General features: G+C 61.7%; 17 protein-coding genes and 2 pseudogenes. 10 read left to right on the top strand and 9 right to left on the bottom strand.

Annotated elements, in window-relative coordinates; all coding sequences use genetic code 11:
- Nucleotides 1-270 precede the first annotated feature (270 nt).
- From NKJ84_RS11530 to NKJ84_RS11550, 5 genes are all read right to left on the bottom strand, one after another.
- The gene (locus NKJ84_RS11530) at nucleotides 271-750 is read right to left on the bottom strand and encodes a YybH family protein (RefSeq protein WP_352506543.1); all 480 of its coding nucleotides are present in this window, start codon (nucleotides 748-750) and stop codon (nucleotides 271-273) included.
- A gap of 363 nt (nucleotides 751-1,113) precedes the next feature.
- Entirely contained in the window at nucleotides 1,114-1,545 is a 432-nt protein-coding gene (locus tag NKJ84_RS11535; protein ID WP_023674442.1) for a YybH family protein, read from the bottom strand.
- A 472-nt stretch (nucleotides 1,546-2,017) separates the two neighbouring features.
- Nucleotides 2,018-3,052 (bottom strand): hypothetical protein, encoded by a 1,035-nt coding sequence (locus NKJ84_RS11540; protein ID WP_352506544.1) that lies wholly within the window; start codon nucleotides 3,050-3,052, stop codon nucleotides 2,018-2,020.
- A gap of 37 nt (nucleotides 3,053-3,089) precedes the next feature.
- A complete protein-coding gene (locus NKJ84_RS11545) occupies nucleotides 3,090-3,749 on the bottom strand; it encodes an acyl-homoserine-lactone synthase (protein ID WP_352506545.1) in 660 nt (219 codons plus the stop codon).
- Nucleotides 3,750-3,832: 83 nt separating this feature from the next.
- Entirely contained in the window at nucleotides 3,833-4,555 is a 723-nt protein-coding gene (locus tag NKJ84_RS11550) for a LuxR family transcriptional regulator (RefSeq protein ID WP_352506546.1), read from the bottom strand.
- A 152-nt stretch (nucleotides 4,556-4,707) separates the two neighbouring features.
- Here NKJ84_RS11550 and NKJ84_RS11555 point away from each other — a divergent pair.
- Together NKJ84_RS11555 and NKJ84_RS11560 are read left to right on the top strand one after the other, a co-directional pair.
- Nucleotides 4,708-4,962: pseudogene (locus NKJ84_RS11555) on the top strand (isochorismatase family protein); the annotation flags it as partial.
- Nucleotides 4,963-4,985: 23 nt separating this feature from the next.
- Nucleotides 4,986-5,321, top strand: a pseudogene (locus tag NKJ84_RS11560) (N-formylglutamate amidohydrolase); the annotation flags it as partial.
- Nucleotides 5,322-5,522: 201 nt separating this feature from the next.
- Here NKJ84_RS11560 and NKJ84_RS11565 read toward each other — a convergent pair.
- Nucleotides 5,523-6,257, bottom strand: coding sequence for a hypothetical protein (locus NKJ84_RS11565; protein ID WP_352506547.1), 735 nt, complete (start codon nucleotides 6,255-6,257; stop codon nucleotides 5,523-5,525).
- Between the two features lie 192 nt (nucleotides 6,258-6,449).
- Here NKJ84_RS11565 and NKJ84_RS11570 point away from each other — a divergent pair, with 192 nt between their 5' ends.
- From NKJ84_RS11570 to NKJ84_RS11600, 7 genes are read left to right on the top strand one after another with little or no spacing between them, the layout of a single operon-like run.
- A complete protein-coding gene (locus NKJ84_RS11570; RefSeq protein WP_352506548.1) occupies nucleotides 6,450-7,082 on the top strand; it encodes a DUF4129 domain-containing protein in 633 nt (210 codons plus the stop codon).
- Nucleotides 7,079-8,278, top strand: coding sequence for a DUF4350 domain-containing protein (locus NKJ84_RS11575; RefSeq protein ID WP_352506549.1), 1,200 nt, complete (start codon nucleotides 7,079-7,081; stop codon nucleotides 8,276-8,278). Before NKJ84_RS11570 ends, NKJ84_RS11575 begins: the two co-directional genes overlap by 4 nt.
- Nucleotides 8,265-9,221, top strand: coding sequence for an AAA family ATPase (locus tag NKJ84_RS11580; protein ID WP_352506550.1), 957 nt, complete (start codon nucleotides 8,265-8,267; stop codon nucleotides 9,219-9,221). The genes NKJ84_RS11575 and NKJ84_RS11580 overlap by 14 nt, the downstream gene beginning before the upstream one ends.
- Complete coding sequence (locus NKJ84_RS11585) at nucleotides 9,218-10,525, top strand: DUF58 domain-containing protein (protein ID WP_352506551.1); 1,308 nt, start codon at nucleotides 9,218-9,220, stop codon at nucleotides 10,523-10,525. Before NKJ84_RS11580 ends, NKJ84_RS11585 begins: the two co-directional genes overlap by 4 nt.
- Nucleotides 10,522-11,553 carry a stage II sporulation protein M gene (locus NKJ84_RS11590; RefSeq protein ID WP_352506552.1) on the top strand — a complete coding sequence of 344 codons (1,032 nt, stop codon included), beginning with the start codon at nucleotides 10,522-10,524 and terminating at the stop codon, nucleotides 11,551-11,553. Before NKJ84_RS11585 ends, NKJ84_RS11590 begins: the two co-directional genes overlap by 4 nt.
- A complete protein-coding gene (locus NKJ84_RS11595) occupies nucleotides 11,540-12,406 on the top strand; it encodes an RDD family protein (protein WP_352506553.1) in 867 nt (288 codons plus the stop codon). Before NKJ84_RS11590 ends, NKJ84_RS11595 begins: the two co-directional genes overlap by 14 nt.
- 17 nt (nucleotides 12,407-12,423) lie before the next feature.
- The gene (locus NKJ84_RS11600; protein WP_352506554.1) at nucleotides 12,424-12,774 is read left to right on the top strand and encodes a hypothetical protein; all 351 of its coding nucleotides are present in this window, start codon (nucleotides 12,424-12,426) and stop codon (nucleotides 12,772-12,774) included.
- 40 nt (nucleotides 12,775-12,814) lie between these two features.
- On the opposite strand, the gene NKJ84_RS11605 is transcribed toward NKJ84_RS11600, so the two are convergent.
- Nucleotides 12,815-13,501, bottom strand: a complete 687-nt coding sequence (locus NKJ84_RS11605) for a D-lyxose/D-mannose family sugar isomerase (RefSeq protein ID WP_352506555.1) — start codon at nucleotides 13,499-13,501, stop codon at nucleotides 12,815-12,817.
- A 141-nt stretch (nucleotides 13,502-13,642) separates the two neighbouring features.
- On the opposite strand from NKJ84_RS11605, the gene NKJ84_RS11610 reads away from it, so the two are divergent.
- Nucleotides 13,643-14,701, top strand: coding sequence for a D-TA family PLP-dependent enzyme (locus NKJ84_RS11610; RefSeq protein ID WP_352506556.1), 1,059 nt, complete (start codon nucleotides 13,643-13,645; stop codon nucleotides 14,699-14,701).
- Between the two features lie 13 nt (nucleotides 14,702-14,714).
- Here NKJ84_RS11610 and NKJ84_RS11615 read toward each other — a convergent pair whose 3' ends face one another.
- Together NKJ84_RS11615 and NKJ84_RS11620 are read right to left on the bottom strand one after the other, a co-directional pair.
- Complete coding sequence (locus tag NKJ84_RS11615) at nucleotides 14,715-15,470, bottom strand: heme ABC transporter permease (protein WP_254817503.1); 756 nt, start codon at nucleotides 15,468-15,470, stop codon at nucleotides 14,715-14,717.
- Between the two features lie 263 nt (nucleotides 15,471-15,733).
- A complete protein-coding gene (locus NKJ84_RS11620) occupies nucleotides 15,734-17,503 on the bottom strand; it encodes a glucan ABC transporter ATP-binding protein/ permease (protein ID WP_254817502.1) in 1,770 nt (589 codons plus the stop codon).
- Nucleotides 17,504-17,720 lie beyond the last annotated feature (217 nt).

Consider the following 17,720-nt stretch of genomic DNA (forward strand, 5'->3'; position numbering starts at 1 on the left):
GTTGCTGGTGCACCTTGCCCGCGTTCCCGGTCTGTCGCATCCCCCGGCACCGTACGGGCGAGCCAAAGTGTTTTCACGTCCGAGGTGTTCCACAAGAACTGCTCATCGAGCATTGCCGCGTCGCCGATGTCGCGGTTTTCGATGCACCCGTGGGCCGAGAGCATCGCCGAGCAAATCGGCAAAGCCGTGAGAGACCGGAAAACGAGGCACGCGGCGAAAAGAAATTAGTGCACCGCCACCGTAATTCCTAAAACCTCTCCGCCAACCCTTCTACTCCCCGACAATGGACGTCGGCGGGCGTGCCGAGGTTATCGGATCGGCATGACGAAGGACGATCCTCCACGCGCCTTCCTCGCGCCGGAATATGGTGGTGACTCGAAGCGCAATCGGCACCAGTTTGTTGCCACCACCGACCTTGGATTGGAACCGCTCGACCTCGATGATGTATCCCAAGTCGGCAGTCGCATACTCCGAGATGCGCTCAAAGCCGATGGCCTTGCCGTGCCGGTAATTGGTGGCGGCCCGTTCCATGGTCTCAGCGGCCTTTCTCCATCCCTTCGCCGGCGGGCCAAAGGGATTGGCAATAGTGACGTCGTCCTGTCGCGAGTAGAGATTTTTCAAGGGCTCAGGATCGCCCTTTACGAAGGCATCCAGAGCCAGATGATCCTGCTCGATAAATTTCGTCAGGTCGGAGGCTAACATCTTAACATCGCCACATGACTGAAAAGAGAACTCTATCACGCGCTTCATCCGCCCTTCGCCTTGCCGTAGGCGTTCGCGCTGGTATCCGGAGTATAGATCAGAATTACGGTGAGTGCACTTTTTACCATGCCGCCGCCGCCGCATGGTGCACCTTGCCGGCGTTTCCGGTCTGCCGCACCCCCAGCACCGTACCGGCGAACCAAAGTGTTTTCACGTCCGAAGACTATGTGTTCCACAAGAACTGCTCATCGAATATTGCCGCGTCGCCGATGTCGCGGTTTTCGATGCACCCGTGGGCCGAGAGCATCGCCGGGCAAATCGGCAAAGCCGTGAGAACCCGGAACGAGGCGCGCGGCGAAAAGAAAATAGCGGACTGTCACCGTAATTCCTAAAACCTCTCCGGCAACCCTTCTACTCCCCGACAATGGACGTCGGCGGGCGTGCCGAGGTTATCGGATCGGCATGACGAAGGACGATCCTCCACGCGCCTTCCTCGCGCCGGAATATGGTGGTGACTCGAAGCGCAATCGGCACCAGTTTGTTGCCACCACCGACCTTGGATTGGAACCGCTCGACCTCGATGATGTATCCTAAGTCGGCTGTCGCATACTCCGAGATGCGCTCAAATCCGATGGCCTTGCCGTGCCGGTAATTGGTGGCGGCCCGTTCCATGGTCTCAGCGGCCTTTCTCCATCCCTTCGCCGGCGGGCCAAAGGGATTGGCAATAATGACGTCGTCCTGTCGCGAGTAGAGGTTTTTCAAGGGCTCAGGATCGCCCTTTACGAAGGCATCCAGAGCCAGATGATCCTGCTCGATGAATTTCGTTAGGTCGGAGGCTAACATCTTAACATCGCCACATGACTAAAAAGAGAACTCTATCAAGCGCTTCATCCGCCTTGCCGTAGGCGTTCGGGCTGGTGTCCGGAGTATAGATCAGAATTACGGTGAGTGCACTTTTTACCATGTCGCCTCCGCCGCATGGTGCACCTTGCCCGCGTTCCCGGTCCGCCGCATCCCCCAGCACCGTCCGGGCGAGCCAAAGTGTTTTCACGTCCGAAGACTATGTGTTCCACAAGAACTGCTCATCGAGTATTGCCGCGTCGCCGATGTCGCCGTTTTCGATGCACCCGTGGGCCGAGCATCGCCGGGCAAATCGGCAAAGCCGTGAAACCGGGAAAACGAGGCAGGCAGCGGAAAGAAAATAGTGCACTGTCACCGGAATGCGGATGAAGGGGATTGCAACGGAGGGTTCAGAGCCATCCGAAAAAGGCAGTGCTTGGCTAGGCTTACTGCAATAGCACCGCTCACTAAATTTTTACTGAGACATCAACGTTATTGGAGCACATGGTTTTTCATCTGCAACATGACCTCTACCGCTGACATAAGTGTAGCTTGTACAAATATTCTCTGAACTAATTTGACCAACACACCCAAATGTCGCCCAACCACCAGGCGCATAATGATTTGTCGCCTTCGGGCACTTATACAACTGTATCTTTGACAAGCTTGTTGTAAATCCTTCTAGTGACTGAATTCGGATTTCAGTTCTAACTACTGCTTCACCGATTCTCACCGTTTCCTGCATCAGTTTTTCCGACTCACTAAATTTCAGATCGCTGACGCTTGGCAGTGTGATGAAGGGAGTTGAGCCACCAGAGGTCTGTAACGCTATTCGTACACCTTCGTCGCCCGCTTTCTCGCAAGCTATAGCGGTCCCGGCAGTTTCAACATTTATGGGGTTCGACGGAGGGTCACCAGGCTCATAAACTATTCCACCAATATTGCATTTAACTGAATTTTTTGCTCTTCCGACAACCGAAATACCGGTAATTTGCCTATTCAAAGAACCCGTATTTGCTGTCACACGTAGCGTTCCTGCAAAATCTTGTCCATCCTTAGATACAGTGTATTCAATATATAACGCATTTTCAGAAGACTGGCGCACGCATTCGAGCCAAGACTTAACAGCAATGCTCGCTACAACTGACTCATAGTCCCCAGAAAATGCCGATTTTAGATCAGATGCTGTAGACTTGCAGAACGTAGTCTCTGATATGTTCCAACGACCAGTTGACGACTGTTTTGCGTCCGAGGCATCAATTGAAAGTAGCTTGTATCCCAAGCTAAAACCACTATTTCTTGCTGTAGACTGCGCCTCTCCCACATTGCTGTATTCTCTGCTACACAAATCATCTCTTGTAGAAAACGCAAGCGTGGAATTTATGTTTGACGAAATTTTATCGTAGGCTTTTTCTGTCAAGGCCACGCTGCAATATGACGGGTTTTGCGCGTGAGCATAAGGCGTAACCATAAGGAAAACACTACTCAGAAACGTTGCGCGATTTAACATGCTGATGCTCCTTTTGAGGAACTCAAGAATACCCTGCTCATGAAGCTGCCTGCCACAGGCTTCTTTTGTGATCGATAAACGGCACCTGCCTCCCACGCCGAACCAGCAACGAACGCCCAATCCCCAAGATCTTCCGCACACTCGCGAGTGCCGCCTCGTTCACATCGATATACGCGACGATGTACCACTCGCCGTTTTCTTCCCTGGCCATGCCCAACGGCTCGGCCCGCCATTTGAGCGCGCCATGGTGTGGCATGAAGTAGGTTTCCTGGATGCCGCCGACGGCGCCGAGGCCCTCGTCGAGAGCGTATTCCATCACCGCGCAGCACAGTTGTGTGAGCGTGCCGCGCAGCCCTGCGATGCGCTTGTCGGGAACGACGAATGTGCGCGTCCATTCGGCCCAATCGGGACGCCTCGGGACGCCCGATTTTTCGCACATGTGAGAAAAAACCTCCGAGACCATATGCGGCTCGCTCGTTGGGATCAATCGAGCCGAAGTCACCACGCGACCATCTGCGATACCCAGCAGGTAAGTCGCCGCGTCGGTATCGAATTGGTCTAGCTCGCGACCGTCCGGGCTCGGAGGGCGCCAATGTTTCTGGTGCACGAAGAAATCGTGCCGGCGGCGCAGAAACTCGTCGAATTCGTTTTCATAGAGATGCTTGTTATGCGCATTGACTACGTGGGCCGTTATCATGGCGCGATCCCCCGATCGTTCTCAAAGGGATACTCGCAGTCGCGCTAATATACGTCACCTGTCCGATGGGACAGTTGACGCGCTTAGGGATGGATCAGGCGCCGGCGCACCGCTTCGACGACCGCCTGCGTGGTCGTTGCGACGCCAAAAGCCTCGCGAGCCCGTGTCGAGTGCCATTTGACCGTGCGCTCGGTCAGGCCAAGGATCTGCGAGGTTTCCGACGAGGTCTTGCCGGCCGCGGCCCACAAGAGCACTTCTTTTTCGCGGTCGGTCAGCACGCCCTCATGGTCGTCATCGTCATTGGCCAAGGCCTGGATCGACATGCCCGCGTAGACCGCCATCGTCACCAGTTGCACTTGATGGCGCGGCGACAGGGTGCAGGCCTTCGCGGAAGAGGCAAACGACAGCACGGATTGCCAATGGTGAACGCTGAGCATCGGTACGGCGAAGCCGCTACAGATGCCGAACTCCGTCGCCTCGCCGGCGACGCGTCGCGAGCCCTCCGTATCCGACCACTTTGCCGGGACTTCGGACCACAGGAACGGCTTCAAAGTCTTTGCCGAGTAGATGCAAACACCATCAACCGCCGCATGCTCGGCCTCGACATAGCGCTCGAACCAGCCGGCCGGCCAGCCATTCAGTTCAACCATCGGTGCAAGCTTCTGGCCACCGAGCGGCACACCGCTCAGGATCAGGTGCTCGAAGCCGAGATTTCGCACGGTTTCGAGCAGGTCGCCTAGCAGCGGCCCGGTAGCTGTGTGCTTCCTGCAGCGTTCGACAAAGTCGAACACGTCTGAATCGATCATGACAGAGACCCCCGTCTCCACGCCCAAACACAAAGTTTAACTCAAATTAGCGACTTCGAATACTCCCAATAAGTGTGTCCGCCACGCAGGACGCGTGGACCAAAATCAGCTAAATCAGCCGGATTGTAGTCAGCAACACAGGACCCCCAAGCATGACGCCATCACTGCCAAAACGAAACGAGCCGTTCCGGGCCGGCGAAACCGCGCTGCTGCTGGTCGACATGCAGCGCGTCTGGCTGGAACCCGGGGCCGATCCGGCGCATCCGGAGCGCGGTCCCGACCACTATTTCTACCGGCAGACGGCGTCGCAAACGATCCCCAACCAGGAGCGCCTGCTGGCGGCGGCGCGGACCAACGGCGTCGAGGTGGTCCACACCATCATCCAAAGCCTGACCGAGGACGGCCGCTTGATTCCAGCGGCAGCATTCCGGTGCAATCGGAGGACACGGACATCCCCGGCAATGTCGGCCTCGATCCGGAGGAACGAAGCCGGCGTGCCGAAATCATGTTCGCGCCGTTTCATGACCGCGTGGCCGCCCATCTCGACAACCGGGCAAAGCAGGGCAGAGCGACGCGGATCGCGACGATTCATTCCTTCACCCGGGTCTTCCTCGGTGTTGGCAGGCCCTGGCACGCCGGCGTCCTTTACGACCAGGCAATCGAGTTCGGCCAGGCAGTGCTTGCCGGCCTGAACATCGACGGTGCGCTCAATGTCGCGGCAAACGACCCCTACGTGATCAGCCGCGACGGCGACTACGCCATACCGGTCCATGGCGACGATCGCGGCATTCCCGCCGTCCTGATCGAGATCAGGCAGGACCTGCTGGCGGGCCGCTCCGGCATCGAGGAATGGGCGAAGCGGCTGGCCACAGCGTTACCGGCGCAGACAAGGCTTTGTGAACAAGCTCGGCTGCTCGAGCGCAACGCGAGAGCCGAGCCGTCGGTGAAAAGCCGGAGCGAACGATCGCTACGAGAAGATTTGCGACAGTTCTTCGACGCTGGTGCCTTCCTTGACCTGACGCAGCTCGACATAGCTGACCGCCGTGGCCACCGACAGCACCATCGACAGTACGGTCGACACCAAGGCTGCCAACACATCTGCAATGATCCCGCCAAACATGACGATGACTGCCAGCATTACCCACTGGATGACCATCGCGATGACCATCAGGATCAAGAACAGGCCAAATAGCGGCCAGCGGTTGCCCTTGGTCAGCACACGGCTGCGCGACATCGAACCGAACACGCCAAGCCGCTCCTGAATCAGAACCGGCACTGCCACGCACCATCCGAGCCACAAGATGATGCCGGGAACCAGCAAGGCTATCGACGCCAGGCCCGCACCCAGGCCGACGAGCAGGCCAATACCAAGGGTCGGCAGTAAATTGCGGATGGCTATCTGAATGCAGTCGCCAAACGTCGGCCGCTTGCCGTTCAAGTCCTCGATCGTCGCCCGCACCAGCGCCGACTGGAGCAGCAGCGCGAAAACGAACGATAGCAATCCCGTAATAACCGTAATCCATGAATTCTGAAACACCATAGAGGGATCGGCCGCGGCGCCGGGGTCGCCATGCAGAACCGCATCTATTTGCGGTTGGCTCCACAGCCGAAGAATAATCGCCGGCAAGCCTGAAAACAGGAGCGCGAGCCCAACGCACAAGCCGATGTTGCGGCCGATCACGGCGAAGCTGTTATTGAACACCCTGCCGATCTCGAATTTCTCAGGCCGTTCCAGTGTCGTTGAAGCCATGATTTCCCCCCGTGTTTCGCCGTAACAGTATCACGGCGCCCTAACAGTAATTCTGCCAAGATTGACGGTCGCCGTCCAGCCCACTTGCAATTCTTGTGCTGCATTGTCAGTGTCGGCTGGGAACCACAGGTTGCAGGGGAGCGGGTGGCGTTGGCACAGCCAGGCACAGCGGAAGCCGAACGGCTGACCAATCTGCACAAGCAGCTGATCGCCGATGAGTCGATCCAGTTCGACCTGCCGGCATATGTGCCGCCGAAGCCGCCCGAGTGGCTGAAACCGCTGCAGGATTTTTTGTCGTGGCTCGGTCCCTACATGATCTATCTGTTCTGGGGGGCGGTGATATCGAGCGTCGCAATCATCCTGCTTTTGGTCTTCCTCGAGGTGAAAGGCATCGCCTGGCGGCTGCCGTGGCAGCGCGCGCGGCCCGAAGTCGAAGACGAAGAAGCCTGGCGCCCAGACGCGGGCGCCGCGCAGATCCTGTTGTTGCAAGCGGATGCGTTGGCCGCACGCGGCGACTATGACGAGGCGGTTCACCTTTTGCTTCGGCGCAGCGTCGCCGATATTGCCGGCCGGCTGCCGGACTTCCTGCGCCCGTCGCTCACCGCGCGCGACATCGCCAATGCCCCTTCCCTGCCGGGAAGGGCACGCCATGCGTTTACCGAGATCGCCCGCATCGTCGAGGCGGCGCTGTTCGCGCGCCGGCCGGTTGGCGCGGAAGGCTGGCGGCAAGCACGCGGCGCTTATGAACGTTTCGCGTTCCGGGATGCCTGGACGTGAGCGCACCGGCGGTCGAGGCGCAGGAGCCGTTCAATCGAAAGACACTGTTTTGGGGGATTTTCGCCAGCCTGCTTGCGGCGGCCGGTTTCTTCCTGCTGTCCACCTATGCTCCCGATTTCCGGCAACCCCGCAATGGCGGCGCCACGCCGCTGTCGAAGAGCGGCGTCGGCTACGCCGGTCTGGTGGAATGGCTGCGGCTCACCGGTGAAGCGCCCTTGATGGCGCGGACCGAAGATGATCTTGCCAGAGATATACTGCTGATCGTCACCATCTCGCCCGACAGCGACCAGGAGGCGCTCGACCGCATCCTCAATCTTCGCCAGGACCAGAACACGCTCTTCGTGCTGCCCAAATGGCAGATCCTGCCGCTGCAGGGGCATGAAGGCTGGAACATGAAATTCGGGCGATTGCCCGGTTCGGTGGTGAACGAATGGCTTGGCCGCATCGCCGATGCGAAGATCGGTGCCGGCCAGAGCACGGCAAAGCAACTCGACATCGAAGGCAACATGGTTGCCGCACCCGAAGAATTGCAGTGGGTGGCCGACAAGTACCCTCTCATCGCAGCCGGCAATGACAAGGCCGTGCTTACCGAACTAGACGACAAGCCGTTCTATATCCTGACTGACCCCGACCTAATCAACAACGCCGCCCTCAAGGATCCCGAAAAGGCAGCAGCCGCGCTCGGGCTGATTGCCTTGCTCCAGCCCGACGACGGTCCGGTGATGTTCGATCTGACGCTGCACGGCGCGGGGCGGAAGTATGATCTGGCCAAGCTTCTGGTCGAGCCGCCGTTCCTGGCCCTGACACTGACGATCCTGATCGCGGCGGCCCTGGCGTTCCTGCATGGCCTTGGCCGGTTCGGCCCGGCGCGCGCCGACCAGCGTGCGATTGCCTTCGGCAAGCGTGCGCTGGTCGATACCACGGCGATGCTCATGCGGCGTGCCGGCCGGCTGGACGAGCTGGGAGGCCGCTATGCGGCCTTGATGCGGGTGCGCGCCGGCGCGCTGCTCGGGGCACCGCACGGACTGCAAGGCAAAGCGCTCGACCGCTGGCTCGACTCTCGCGATAAGGGGCAAGCTGGCGGCTTTGCGACGCGTTCGCAAGCCGCCGGCGAGGCGAAGAACCTGACGCAGATGCAACAGGCAGCAGAGCGGCTGCACGACTGGACGGCAAGGAGGCTCGGTGAACGTCGATGATGTGAAGGCCCTGGCGACACGGATCAGGGAAGAAGTTGCCAAGGCGATTACCGGGCAGCACGATACAGTCGACCTGATGCTGACCGCCTTGTTTGCGGGCGGGCATATCCTGCTCGAAGGTCCTCCCGGCACGGCCAAGACCATGACCGCACGCTGCTTCGCCCAGGCGCTTGGGATCGCCTACGGGCGGATCCAGTTCACGCCGGACCTGATGCCCGGCGATATCGTCGGGTCGAACATCTACAACTTCCAGACCGGGCAGTTCACGCTGACGCGCGGCCCGATCTTCTGCGATCTCCTGCTTGCCGACGAAATCAACCGCACGCCGCCCAAGACGCAGGCCGCACTGCTCGAGGCGATGCAGGAACATGCGGTCACCTTCGACGGCACCACGCATTCGCTCGGCCGCAACTTCATGGTCGTCGCGACCCAGAATCCAATCGAGCACCAGGGTGTCTATCCGCTGCCGGAGGCGCAGCTCGACCGCTTCCTGTTCAAGCACCGCGTCAGCTATCCCGGCCCCGAAGAAGAACGGGCCATCATCGTCCATCACGGCGGCGGCTCCGCCTCGCACGAGATCGCGCAATACGGCATCAAGGCGCAGACAGACCGCGAGACGCTGCAGGAGGCCCTTGAAGTCGTCGGCTCCGTCACCCTTGTCGACGATGTTGTCGGCTACATAGCGGCGCTGGTTCGGGCTACGCGCGAAAATGCCGATCTGGAAGTCGGAGCCAGCCCGCGCGCCGGCGCCATGCTGGCGCGGGCGGCGCGTGCCCGGGCGGCGCTGGACGGACGCGCCTATGTGATCCCCGACGACGTCAAGGCGCTGGCGGTGCCGGCACTGCGCCATCGCGTCATCCTTTCGCCTGCCGCCCAGATCGACGGCCGCCTGGTCGAGCAGATCGTCTCCGACCTGGTCGACCAGACGGAAGCACCACGTTGATCTATCCCAGCGGCCGAGCGGTGTGGGCAACTGCTGCCGGCGCGGTGCCGGCCTTCCTGGTCGCGCTGGCATTGCCGTCCTTCTGGTATCTGGGATTGCTGTGGAGTTGCCTGCTGCTTGCCTTCCTGGCGGTGGATGCCGCGGCGGGACGCGGACGGGCATCGCTGAATGCCAGCATCGATGCGCCGCAGCAGGTCGGTGTCGGTGGGGAATTCGGCGTGCAAATCACCGCTCGTCACTCGGGGCCGCGCGCCGCCGAGGCTCGCGTCGGCCACGATGCGCGTCTGGCGCCGGTGAGCGGCAGCGGCGGGGCCTTGCAGCCGACCGCCAGAGGCGGGTCGCTCAACCTCCGCTTCCAGGCGCTGCGGCGCGGCGTCGCCAGCTTCGACCGTCTCTGGGTGCGCTGGCGCGGGCCGTTTGGGCTGGTCTGGAACCAGGTCGTCCTGCCGGTGGAAAGCAAGATTGCGGTGCTGCCCGACGTCAGCAGCGCTCGCGGCGAGGCGATCACGCTGCTGCAACATGCGGCGCTTGCCGAAGGCCATGCGCAGCGCCGCGCCGGTCAAGGCCGCGAGTTCGACGCGCTCAAGGATTACCAGCCGGGCATGGGCCGGCGGATGATCGACTGGAAGCGCAGCGCCCGCCACGGCAAGCTGTTGGCGCGCGAGTTCCGCATCGAGGAGAACAACAACATCGTGCTGGCCATCGATAGCGGACGCCTGATGTGCGAGCCGGTCGACGGTATGCCTAAGGTGGACCGGGCTGTGACGGCCGCCTTGCTGTCGGCGTTCATCGCGCTGAAGGGCGGCGATATGGTCAGCCTGTTCGGCTTCGATGCAAGGCCGCGCGTTTCGAGCGGCGCGGTACGCGGCCCCGCCAACTTTGCGATGATCCAGAAACGAGCGGCGGAGATCGACTATTCCAGCGAGGAGACCAATTTCACGCTGGCGCTGACGACGCTCGCGGCGCGGCTCGACCGCCGCTCGCTCGTCATCATCTTCACCGATTTCGTCGATCCGATCAGCGCGGAATTGATGCTGCGCACCGTGGGCCGGCTCACCGAACGGCATCTCGTGCTGTTCATGCTGATGAAGGACACCGAACTGGAGGGCCTGGCCGATATGCCGCCACGCTCCGGCGAGGACGTTGCCCGCGCGGTCGTCGCCGGAGGGCTTTTGCGCGAAAGGCAGGTCGTCATCGGCCGGCTGCGCCTGCTCGGGGCGCATGTGATTGAAGCCGACCACAATCGGCTGGGTCCCGCGCTGGTCGAGCGCTATCTGCAGTTCAAGCAGGAGGACTTGCTGTGACGGCGCCAGTCGTCGACAATGCTGCACGTGGCGACGCGGTACGCCAGTCGCTGGCCAGCTTCCGCCGCGAGCGCGAGGCCGACTGGAAGGCATTCGAGGCGCTGCTGGCGCGTGTCGAGAAGCGTGCGCCGCGGACGCTTTCCGAAGAGGAGCTGCTGTCGCTGCCCCTGCTCTATCGATCGGCGTTGTCTTCCCTGTCAGTGGCGCGCGCAACCTCGCTCGACAATGCGCTGGTCGGCTATCTCGAAGCGCTGTCGCTGCGCGGTTATTTCTATCTCTACGGCGCGCGTCGCGGGCTGCGGCAGCGCCTCGCCGATTTCTTCCTGCACGACTGGCCCGAGGCCATTCGCGACCTGTGGCGCGAGACATTGGCGTCGGTCGCGCTGATGGTGATCGGCATTGGTGCAGGCGCCTGGCTGGTGGCATCCGACAAGAGCTGGTTCGACGCGATCATCCCACCCGGACTGGCAGGAGGCCGCGGCCCCGACACGTCGGCCGAACTGCTGCGCAACATGCTTTATGATGGCGACAATGGCTTTCTCTCAGGCTTTGCCGCCTATCTGTTCACGCACAACGTCCAGGTCTCAATCCTGGCCTTCGCCCTTGGCTTCGCCTTCGCGGTGCCGACAGTGCTGCTGATGCTGTTCAACGGCTGCATGATCGGGGCGTTGTTCCAAGTCTACTGGTCCAAGGGACTTGGCATGGAGCTCGGCGGTTGGCTGGCCATCCACGGCACCACCGAATTGTTCGCGATCGCTTTGGCCGGCGCGGCCGGCATGCGCATCGGCACCAGCATCGCCTTTCCCGGCGAATTGACACGCATGGCGGCAGCGGCTCGTGCCGGACGCATTGCCGCGAACGCCATGGTCGGGGTCTCGGTCATGCTGCTGTTTGCCGGGCTGCTCGAGGGAATTGGCAGGCAGACCATCACCAGCGACGTCACGCGCTACGCCATTGGCGGTGGCATGCTGGCGCTGTGGCTCGGCTATTTCTACCTGTTCCGGGCGGTGCGGCATGGCGCTCGGTAGGCGCGCCGCCTTCGCGGCCGTACGGCCGCTGATCACGCCCGAAGGCGTCGATCTCCGGATTAGGCTCGCCGACGCCGGCACGCGGGCCTCCGCCTTCCTTCTCGACGTCGTGTTCATCGCCGTGGCTGCAATCGTGATCACGATCGTCGCGCTGTTCGGAGTGGGAGGCCTTGGCAGCGAGGGGTTTCAGCCGCTCTTCGTCGTCTGGATCATCCTGATCTTCTTTCTGCGCAACGCCTACTTCATCGCCTTCGAAGCAGGCCGGCGCGCGTCTACGCCCGGCAAGCGGATCGTCGGCATCCGGGTCGCGTCGCGCAGTGGCGACGGCCTGTCGATCGACCAGGTCATTGCCCGCAACCTGATGCGCGAGATCGAGGTGTTCCTGCCGCTGTCGATCATCGCCGGACGCAGCGGGACCGACCTCGCCGACACGCTGACGACGGTGTTCGGACTGGTGTGGACGCTGCTGTTTGCCTTGTTCCCGCTGTTCAATCGAGACCGCATGCGGATTGGCGACCTGTTGGCAGGGACCTGGGTGGTCGAGGCGCCGAAGCGCGCCTTGCTTGAAGACCTGTCGGCACGACAGGATCCGGCGGCCGGCGCGTTCCGGTTCAGCCACACCCAGCTCGATGCCTACGGGATTGCCGAACTCCACAAGCTGGAGGAGGTGCTGCGCCGCGACGACTATTTCGCCCTGCGGACGGTGGCCGAAACGATCGGACGCAAGATCGGCGCGGCACCACAAGCCCATGACGCACGCGCATTCCTGACGGCGTATTATGGGGAGTTGCGGGCGCATCTCGAACGCAAGCTCCTGCTGGGCAACCGCAGGGCCGACAAGCATCAGCGTTAGACCGGAGGAGGGACGAGATGCAGGTCAAAATTAGCGCGATTGAGGAATCCAGGATAGATCGCGCAATTCAGGCGGCGGTCTCTGGGTCCTGGGAAGAATTCAGCAGCCTCACCGACACTCCCTTTCCAAACGACGAATCGATGCGAGAGCAATTCGACGATTCCTCCCCCAGACTTCAGCAAGTGGGCGGAAATTGGAAACGAGAAACGGGCGTTGAGATCCTGGATGACGGAGTGCGTTTAATAATAGTGAGAATAGAAGCGCCGCCCACGGTGGATATCGTTTTTTCACTGCATAGCACGAGCGAATTCAGTGACAGCACAATCGGTTTTCGGACATTTTTGCAGCAGCTGAATTGGGACTCCTAGCTATCGGTTTCGGCATTTCCGACCAGCGCCACCTCCTGCCCTAGCCCACCCACTTCTCGTAATCGGACACCAAGAGGTGCAGCGGTGCTGTGTCCTCGTCGATGTCCGCGAAGCGGCCGATCGGCTCGCGAAAAACGTTGTCGGTGAGATCGTCATTGACGGTCGAGACCTCGCCGATCAGCACGTCCTTGCCCTCGGCCCAGAAGGCGTGCCAGACGCCCGGCAGCAGCGTCACGCTCTGGCCTGGGTCGAGCTTCAGCAATCCACCCGCAGGCAGTCTGTAGATGGTTCCGTCGACAGGCACCGATACTTCGGCCTTCGGATCGATGCCGCCATCGCGGTCATGCATGAACAGCTCCAGCACCAGCTTGCCGCCGCCACGGTTGATGATGTCCTCGGCCTTGATATTGTGGCGGTGCATCGGCGACAGCTGATCCTTGCGCGAGATCATGATCTTTTCGGCATAGAGCATGCCCATGCCCTTCTTCATGTCCTCGTAGCGGCCGTTGCGTACGGTGAACAGGAACAGGCCGAGCTCGTCGAACTTGCCCTGGCCGTAATCGGTGATGTCCCAGCCAAGCCGCGACGAGAAGATGGCCGACGAATCCTGCCGGTGCGCCTTCATCTCTTCCGGCGACCAGTAGGCGAAGGGCGGCATGATGTAGCCGAACGAACGGATGAAGGCGTCGGCGTCGCGGATGATGTCGTTGATGGCGGAGCGTTTCATGATCATGATCCCTTCTTCAGGCGGCACCTACAGCGCATAACCGAACACCGATCCGGTGTCGACGTAAACCGCATTCTGGCCTCATGACATCGGCGACGATCAGGGCCATAAGTCCCGACAAATTCCCAAAGGTGACATTCCATGCGCAGCATAGACGACCTCGATACGCCGGCGATCCTGATCGACGCCCGCCGCGCAGAAGCCAACATCGCCCGGGCGCAGGCCCATGCCGACCGGCACGGGCTGAAGCTCCGGCCGCACATCAAGACCCACAAGCTGCCCTACTGGGCGAAAAAGCAGGTCGCGGCCGGGGCCATCGGCATCACCTGCCAGAAGATCGGCGAGGCCGAAATCATGGCCGATGCCGGACTGACCGACATCTTTCTGCCCTACAATATCCTCGGGCGGGCCAAGCTGGAACGCCTCAAGGCGCTGCACGGCCGCGTAACCCTGTCGGTGACAACGGACAGTATGGACACGCTGATGGGACTTGCCGCCACCTTTACCGATCCCGGCCACCGCCTGCCGGTGCTGGTCGAATGCGACACCGGCATGGGCCGCTGCGGTGTGCAGTCGGCCGGCGAGGCAGTCGCGCTGGCGAGCGAGATCGACAAGGTCCGGGGGCTCGTCTTCAGCGGCCTGATGACCTACCCGGGGGCGGGCCGCGCCGCCGAAACCGAGGCGTGGCTCGCCGATGCGCAGCAAGCACTTGCCGCAGCCGGCCTTGCTTGCGAGCGCATCTCCAGCGGCGGCACACCCGATATGTGGCGTTCCGGCGAGCATAGCGTCGTTACCGAATACCGGCCCGGCACCTACATCTATCTCGACCGCTACCAGGTCGCCAAAGGCGTCGGCAGCCTCGACGATTGCGCACTGACGGTGCTGTCGACGGTGGTCAGCCACCCAACGCCGACACGCGCCATCCTCGACGCCGGCAGCAAGGCGCTCTCCAGCGATACGCTGGGGCTCGCCGATTTCGGCGAGCTGCTGGGCATTTCAGGCGCAAGGGTGACCAGCCTCAGCGAAGAGCACGGCAACGTCACGCTGTCAGGCGGCGCCAAGCTTCGCATCGGCGAGCGCGTGCGCGTCGTACCCGACCATTGCTGCGTCGTCACCAACCTGTTCGACGAGGTGCATCTGATCGAAGGGGACAAGGTGATCAAGACGCTGCCGGTGGCAGCACGCGGGCGTATGGCTTGATACTATCGGTTGGTTACCGTTCAGCCTGCCTCGCGGCAACCCGGCGCATCGAAATGACCCGGCGGCGCCGGATCTCGGTGCGCATCGCCGTCAGGTGCAGCGCGAAGAAAAGCACGGTGAAGCCGAGTGCCATCACCAGCAAGGGCCACAACAGGCTTGGATCTATCGTCGGCCCACCAAGACGGAACACCGACGCCGGCTGATGCAACGTGTTCCACCAGTCGACCGAAAATTTGATGATCGGGATGTTAATGAAGCCTACCAGGGTTATGATGGCCGCTGCCCAGGCGGCGCGCCCGGCATCGTCTAGCGCGCGGGTCAGCGCGATGATGCCGAGATACATCAGGAACAGGATGAAAACCGAGGTCAGCCGCGCGTCCCACACCCACCAGGTGCCCCACATCGGCTTGCCCCAGATCGACCCGGTGATCAGCGCAAGGGCGGTGAAGACGGCGCCGATGGGTGCCGCCGATTTCAGCGCCACGTCGGCCAGCGGATGGCGCCAGACCAGCGTGCCCAGTGCCGAGACCGCCATCAGCGTGTAGCACATCATGGCAAGCCAGGCGAAAGGCACGTGGATATACATGATGCGAACGGTGATGCCCTGCTGGAAGTCCTCAGGCGCCGTGAAGCTCATATAGAGACCGACAGCGAGGACGACGGCGGCGACGCTCGCCAGCCACGGCACAACCTTGTCGGCAAGCCCGACGAACCGCGTCGGGTTGGCAATATCCATCCAGCCGGAGGGGCGTGAAGTCGTGTCGCTCATGCGGCCTTACATAGACCGCCGGCGGAGTTGCGGCAACCACAGCGGCGGTACGTCGTCTCTTCTCCCCTTGCGTGAGAAGGCGGATCGGCACGTAGCGTCGAGCCGGACGAGAGGTGCTGGACGAGTAAGGCGCCAATGATCGCCGTGCGCCGAAGTCTGGATTTTGGATGAGATTTGAGCCAAGCCGGAGCATCCCCTCATCCGACCTCGCTTCGCGAGGCCACCTTCTCCCGCAAGCAAGGGGAGAAGGCAGGCCGCGCTGCTCAGGCGGCTTCGTTCACCGGGCGGCTGAGGCGGCGAACCTCCTCGTCGTTGAGCAGGCCGCCGGCGCGCAGCAGGCTGGCGAAGCGACCGTTGCGCAGCGACAGTTCGGTGAACCCGCCCATCTCGACCACCCGGCCCTTGTCCATGAACACGACCAGATCGGCATCGCGAACGGTGGTCAGGCGGTGAGCGATGATGAAGGTGGTGCGGCCGCGCCGCAACTCGTCGATGGCGTCCTTGACGCGATCTTCCGTCTCGACGTCGAGCGCGCTGGTCGCCTCGTCGAGAACCAGGATGGGCGCGTCCTTCAGCACGGCGCGGGCGATCGCGATGCGCTGGCGCTCGCCACCGGACAGCTGTCCGCCGCGTTCGCCGACGACCGTGTCGTAGCCCTCGCTCTTCGACAGGATGAAATCCTGCGCGGCGGCGGCATTGGCCGCGGCATGGACCTCGTCATAGGTCGCCTCCGCACGGCCGACGCGGATGTTGTCCTCGATCGAGCGGTTGAGCAGGCCGGCATCCTGGAACACGGTGGCGATCGAATGGCGCAGCGACTTGCGGGTCACCGTGCGGGTGTCGATGCCGTCGATCAGGATACGGCCGCTGGACGGGGTAAAGACGCGCTGCAGAAGATTGATGAGCGTTGTCTTGCCGGCGCCCGTGGGGCCGACGATAGCGACAGTCTGGCCGGCCTGGACCTCGAACGACGCGTCGTCGACGCCCTGCCCGGAGTTGCCGAACTCGAAGCAGACATTCTCGAAACGGACGTGCCCCGTGACGTTGACGAGCTCGCGCAGCCCATCGGGTTCGGCGGCGTCGGATGCAGAGTCCTCGAGATGATAGAATTCCTCGAGCTTGGCGCGCGCCTCGGAAATCTGGTTGGCGAACGCCGACATCTGGTCGAGCCGGGCAATCAGCAGCGTGGCAAAGCCGGTAAAGGCGATGACGTCGCCGATCCGCAACTGGCCGTGCGTCACCAGATAGGCGCCAATCAAGAGCACCACCATCATCGAAATCGTCGACGACAGGCGGTGCAGCGCGTTGGCCATCGCCCACCAGTCGAGCACCGGATTCTGTGCGTCGAGCAGGTTCTTGACGTAGCGCTTCAGCGCCTCGGTCTCATGGCCGATGCGGTTGTAGCTCTGCAGGACGGCGACGTTGCTGACCGAGTCCGTCACATGCGCAAACACCTTGTGGTAGTGCCGCTCTACGGCCGCCTGGCCTTCCTTGGTGCGCCGCATCACCAGCCGTCCGATGCCGACATAGAGCGCGCCAAGCGCCAGCAGCACCATCGACATGCGGATATCCATGCTGAGCGCGGTGGGCACCAGCAGAACCAGCGCAACCGCGGTCGACAGATGCTGCCGCATGAATTCGAGCCAGAGGCTGAACAGGGTCTCGACCGCGCGCAGGAGCGTGTGCAGGGAATTGGAGGTGCCGCGCTGATGATGCCAGGCAAGCGGCATGGTGATCACGCGCTCGAACGACTGGCAAAGAACCTCGCTGCGCCGCTGGTGGGCAAAGCGGTCGGCGCCGCGCGCCACCAGCACGAAGGCGATGATATTGAACGCGCCGAGGCCGGCCCACATTGCGAGTGTCGCGAATACCGAGCCGCGGTCCGAAATGGCATCGATCACCCGGCCGAACATAATCGGCTCGAGAATGGCGATAATGGCAAGCGCGACATTCGCCCCGCAGATAAACGCAACGCGTTTCCTGTCGGCAGCGAGATAACCAAGGGCTCGCCAGTAGATTTGCAGAAGTGACACTTCAGCTACTCCGCCAATTATTTATGGTGCAGTGCGTCATTTTTTGACTCGTATCGGTTGACGCGTCGCAAAACAATGCTCGTCTACCTCTTCCGTTCCCATTCCGCGAACAAAAGATGACGACGCTTCGAAATTTGCCGTGATCGTCTAACAGTTTGAGATAAAAGGTGAAATGTCAGCGTTGCGGCAAAATCATGGCAGCTGGAAAGCACTGCCA

Origin of the sequence: Mesorhizobium sp. M0048, from assembly GCF_040323405.1 — a bacterium.
GTDB lineage: Bacteria > Pseudomonadota > Alphaproteobacteria > Rhizobiales > Rhizobiaceae > Mesorhizobium.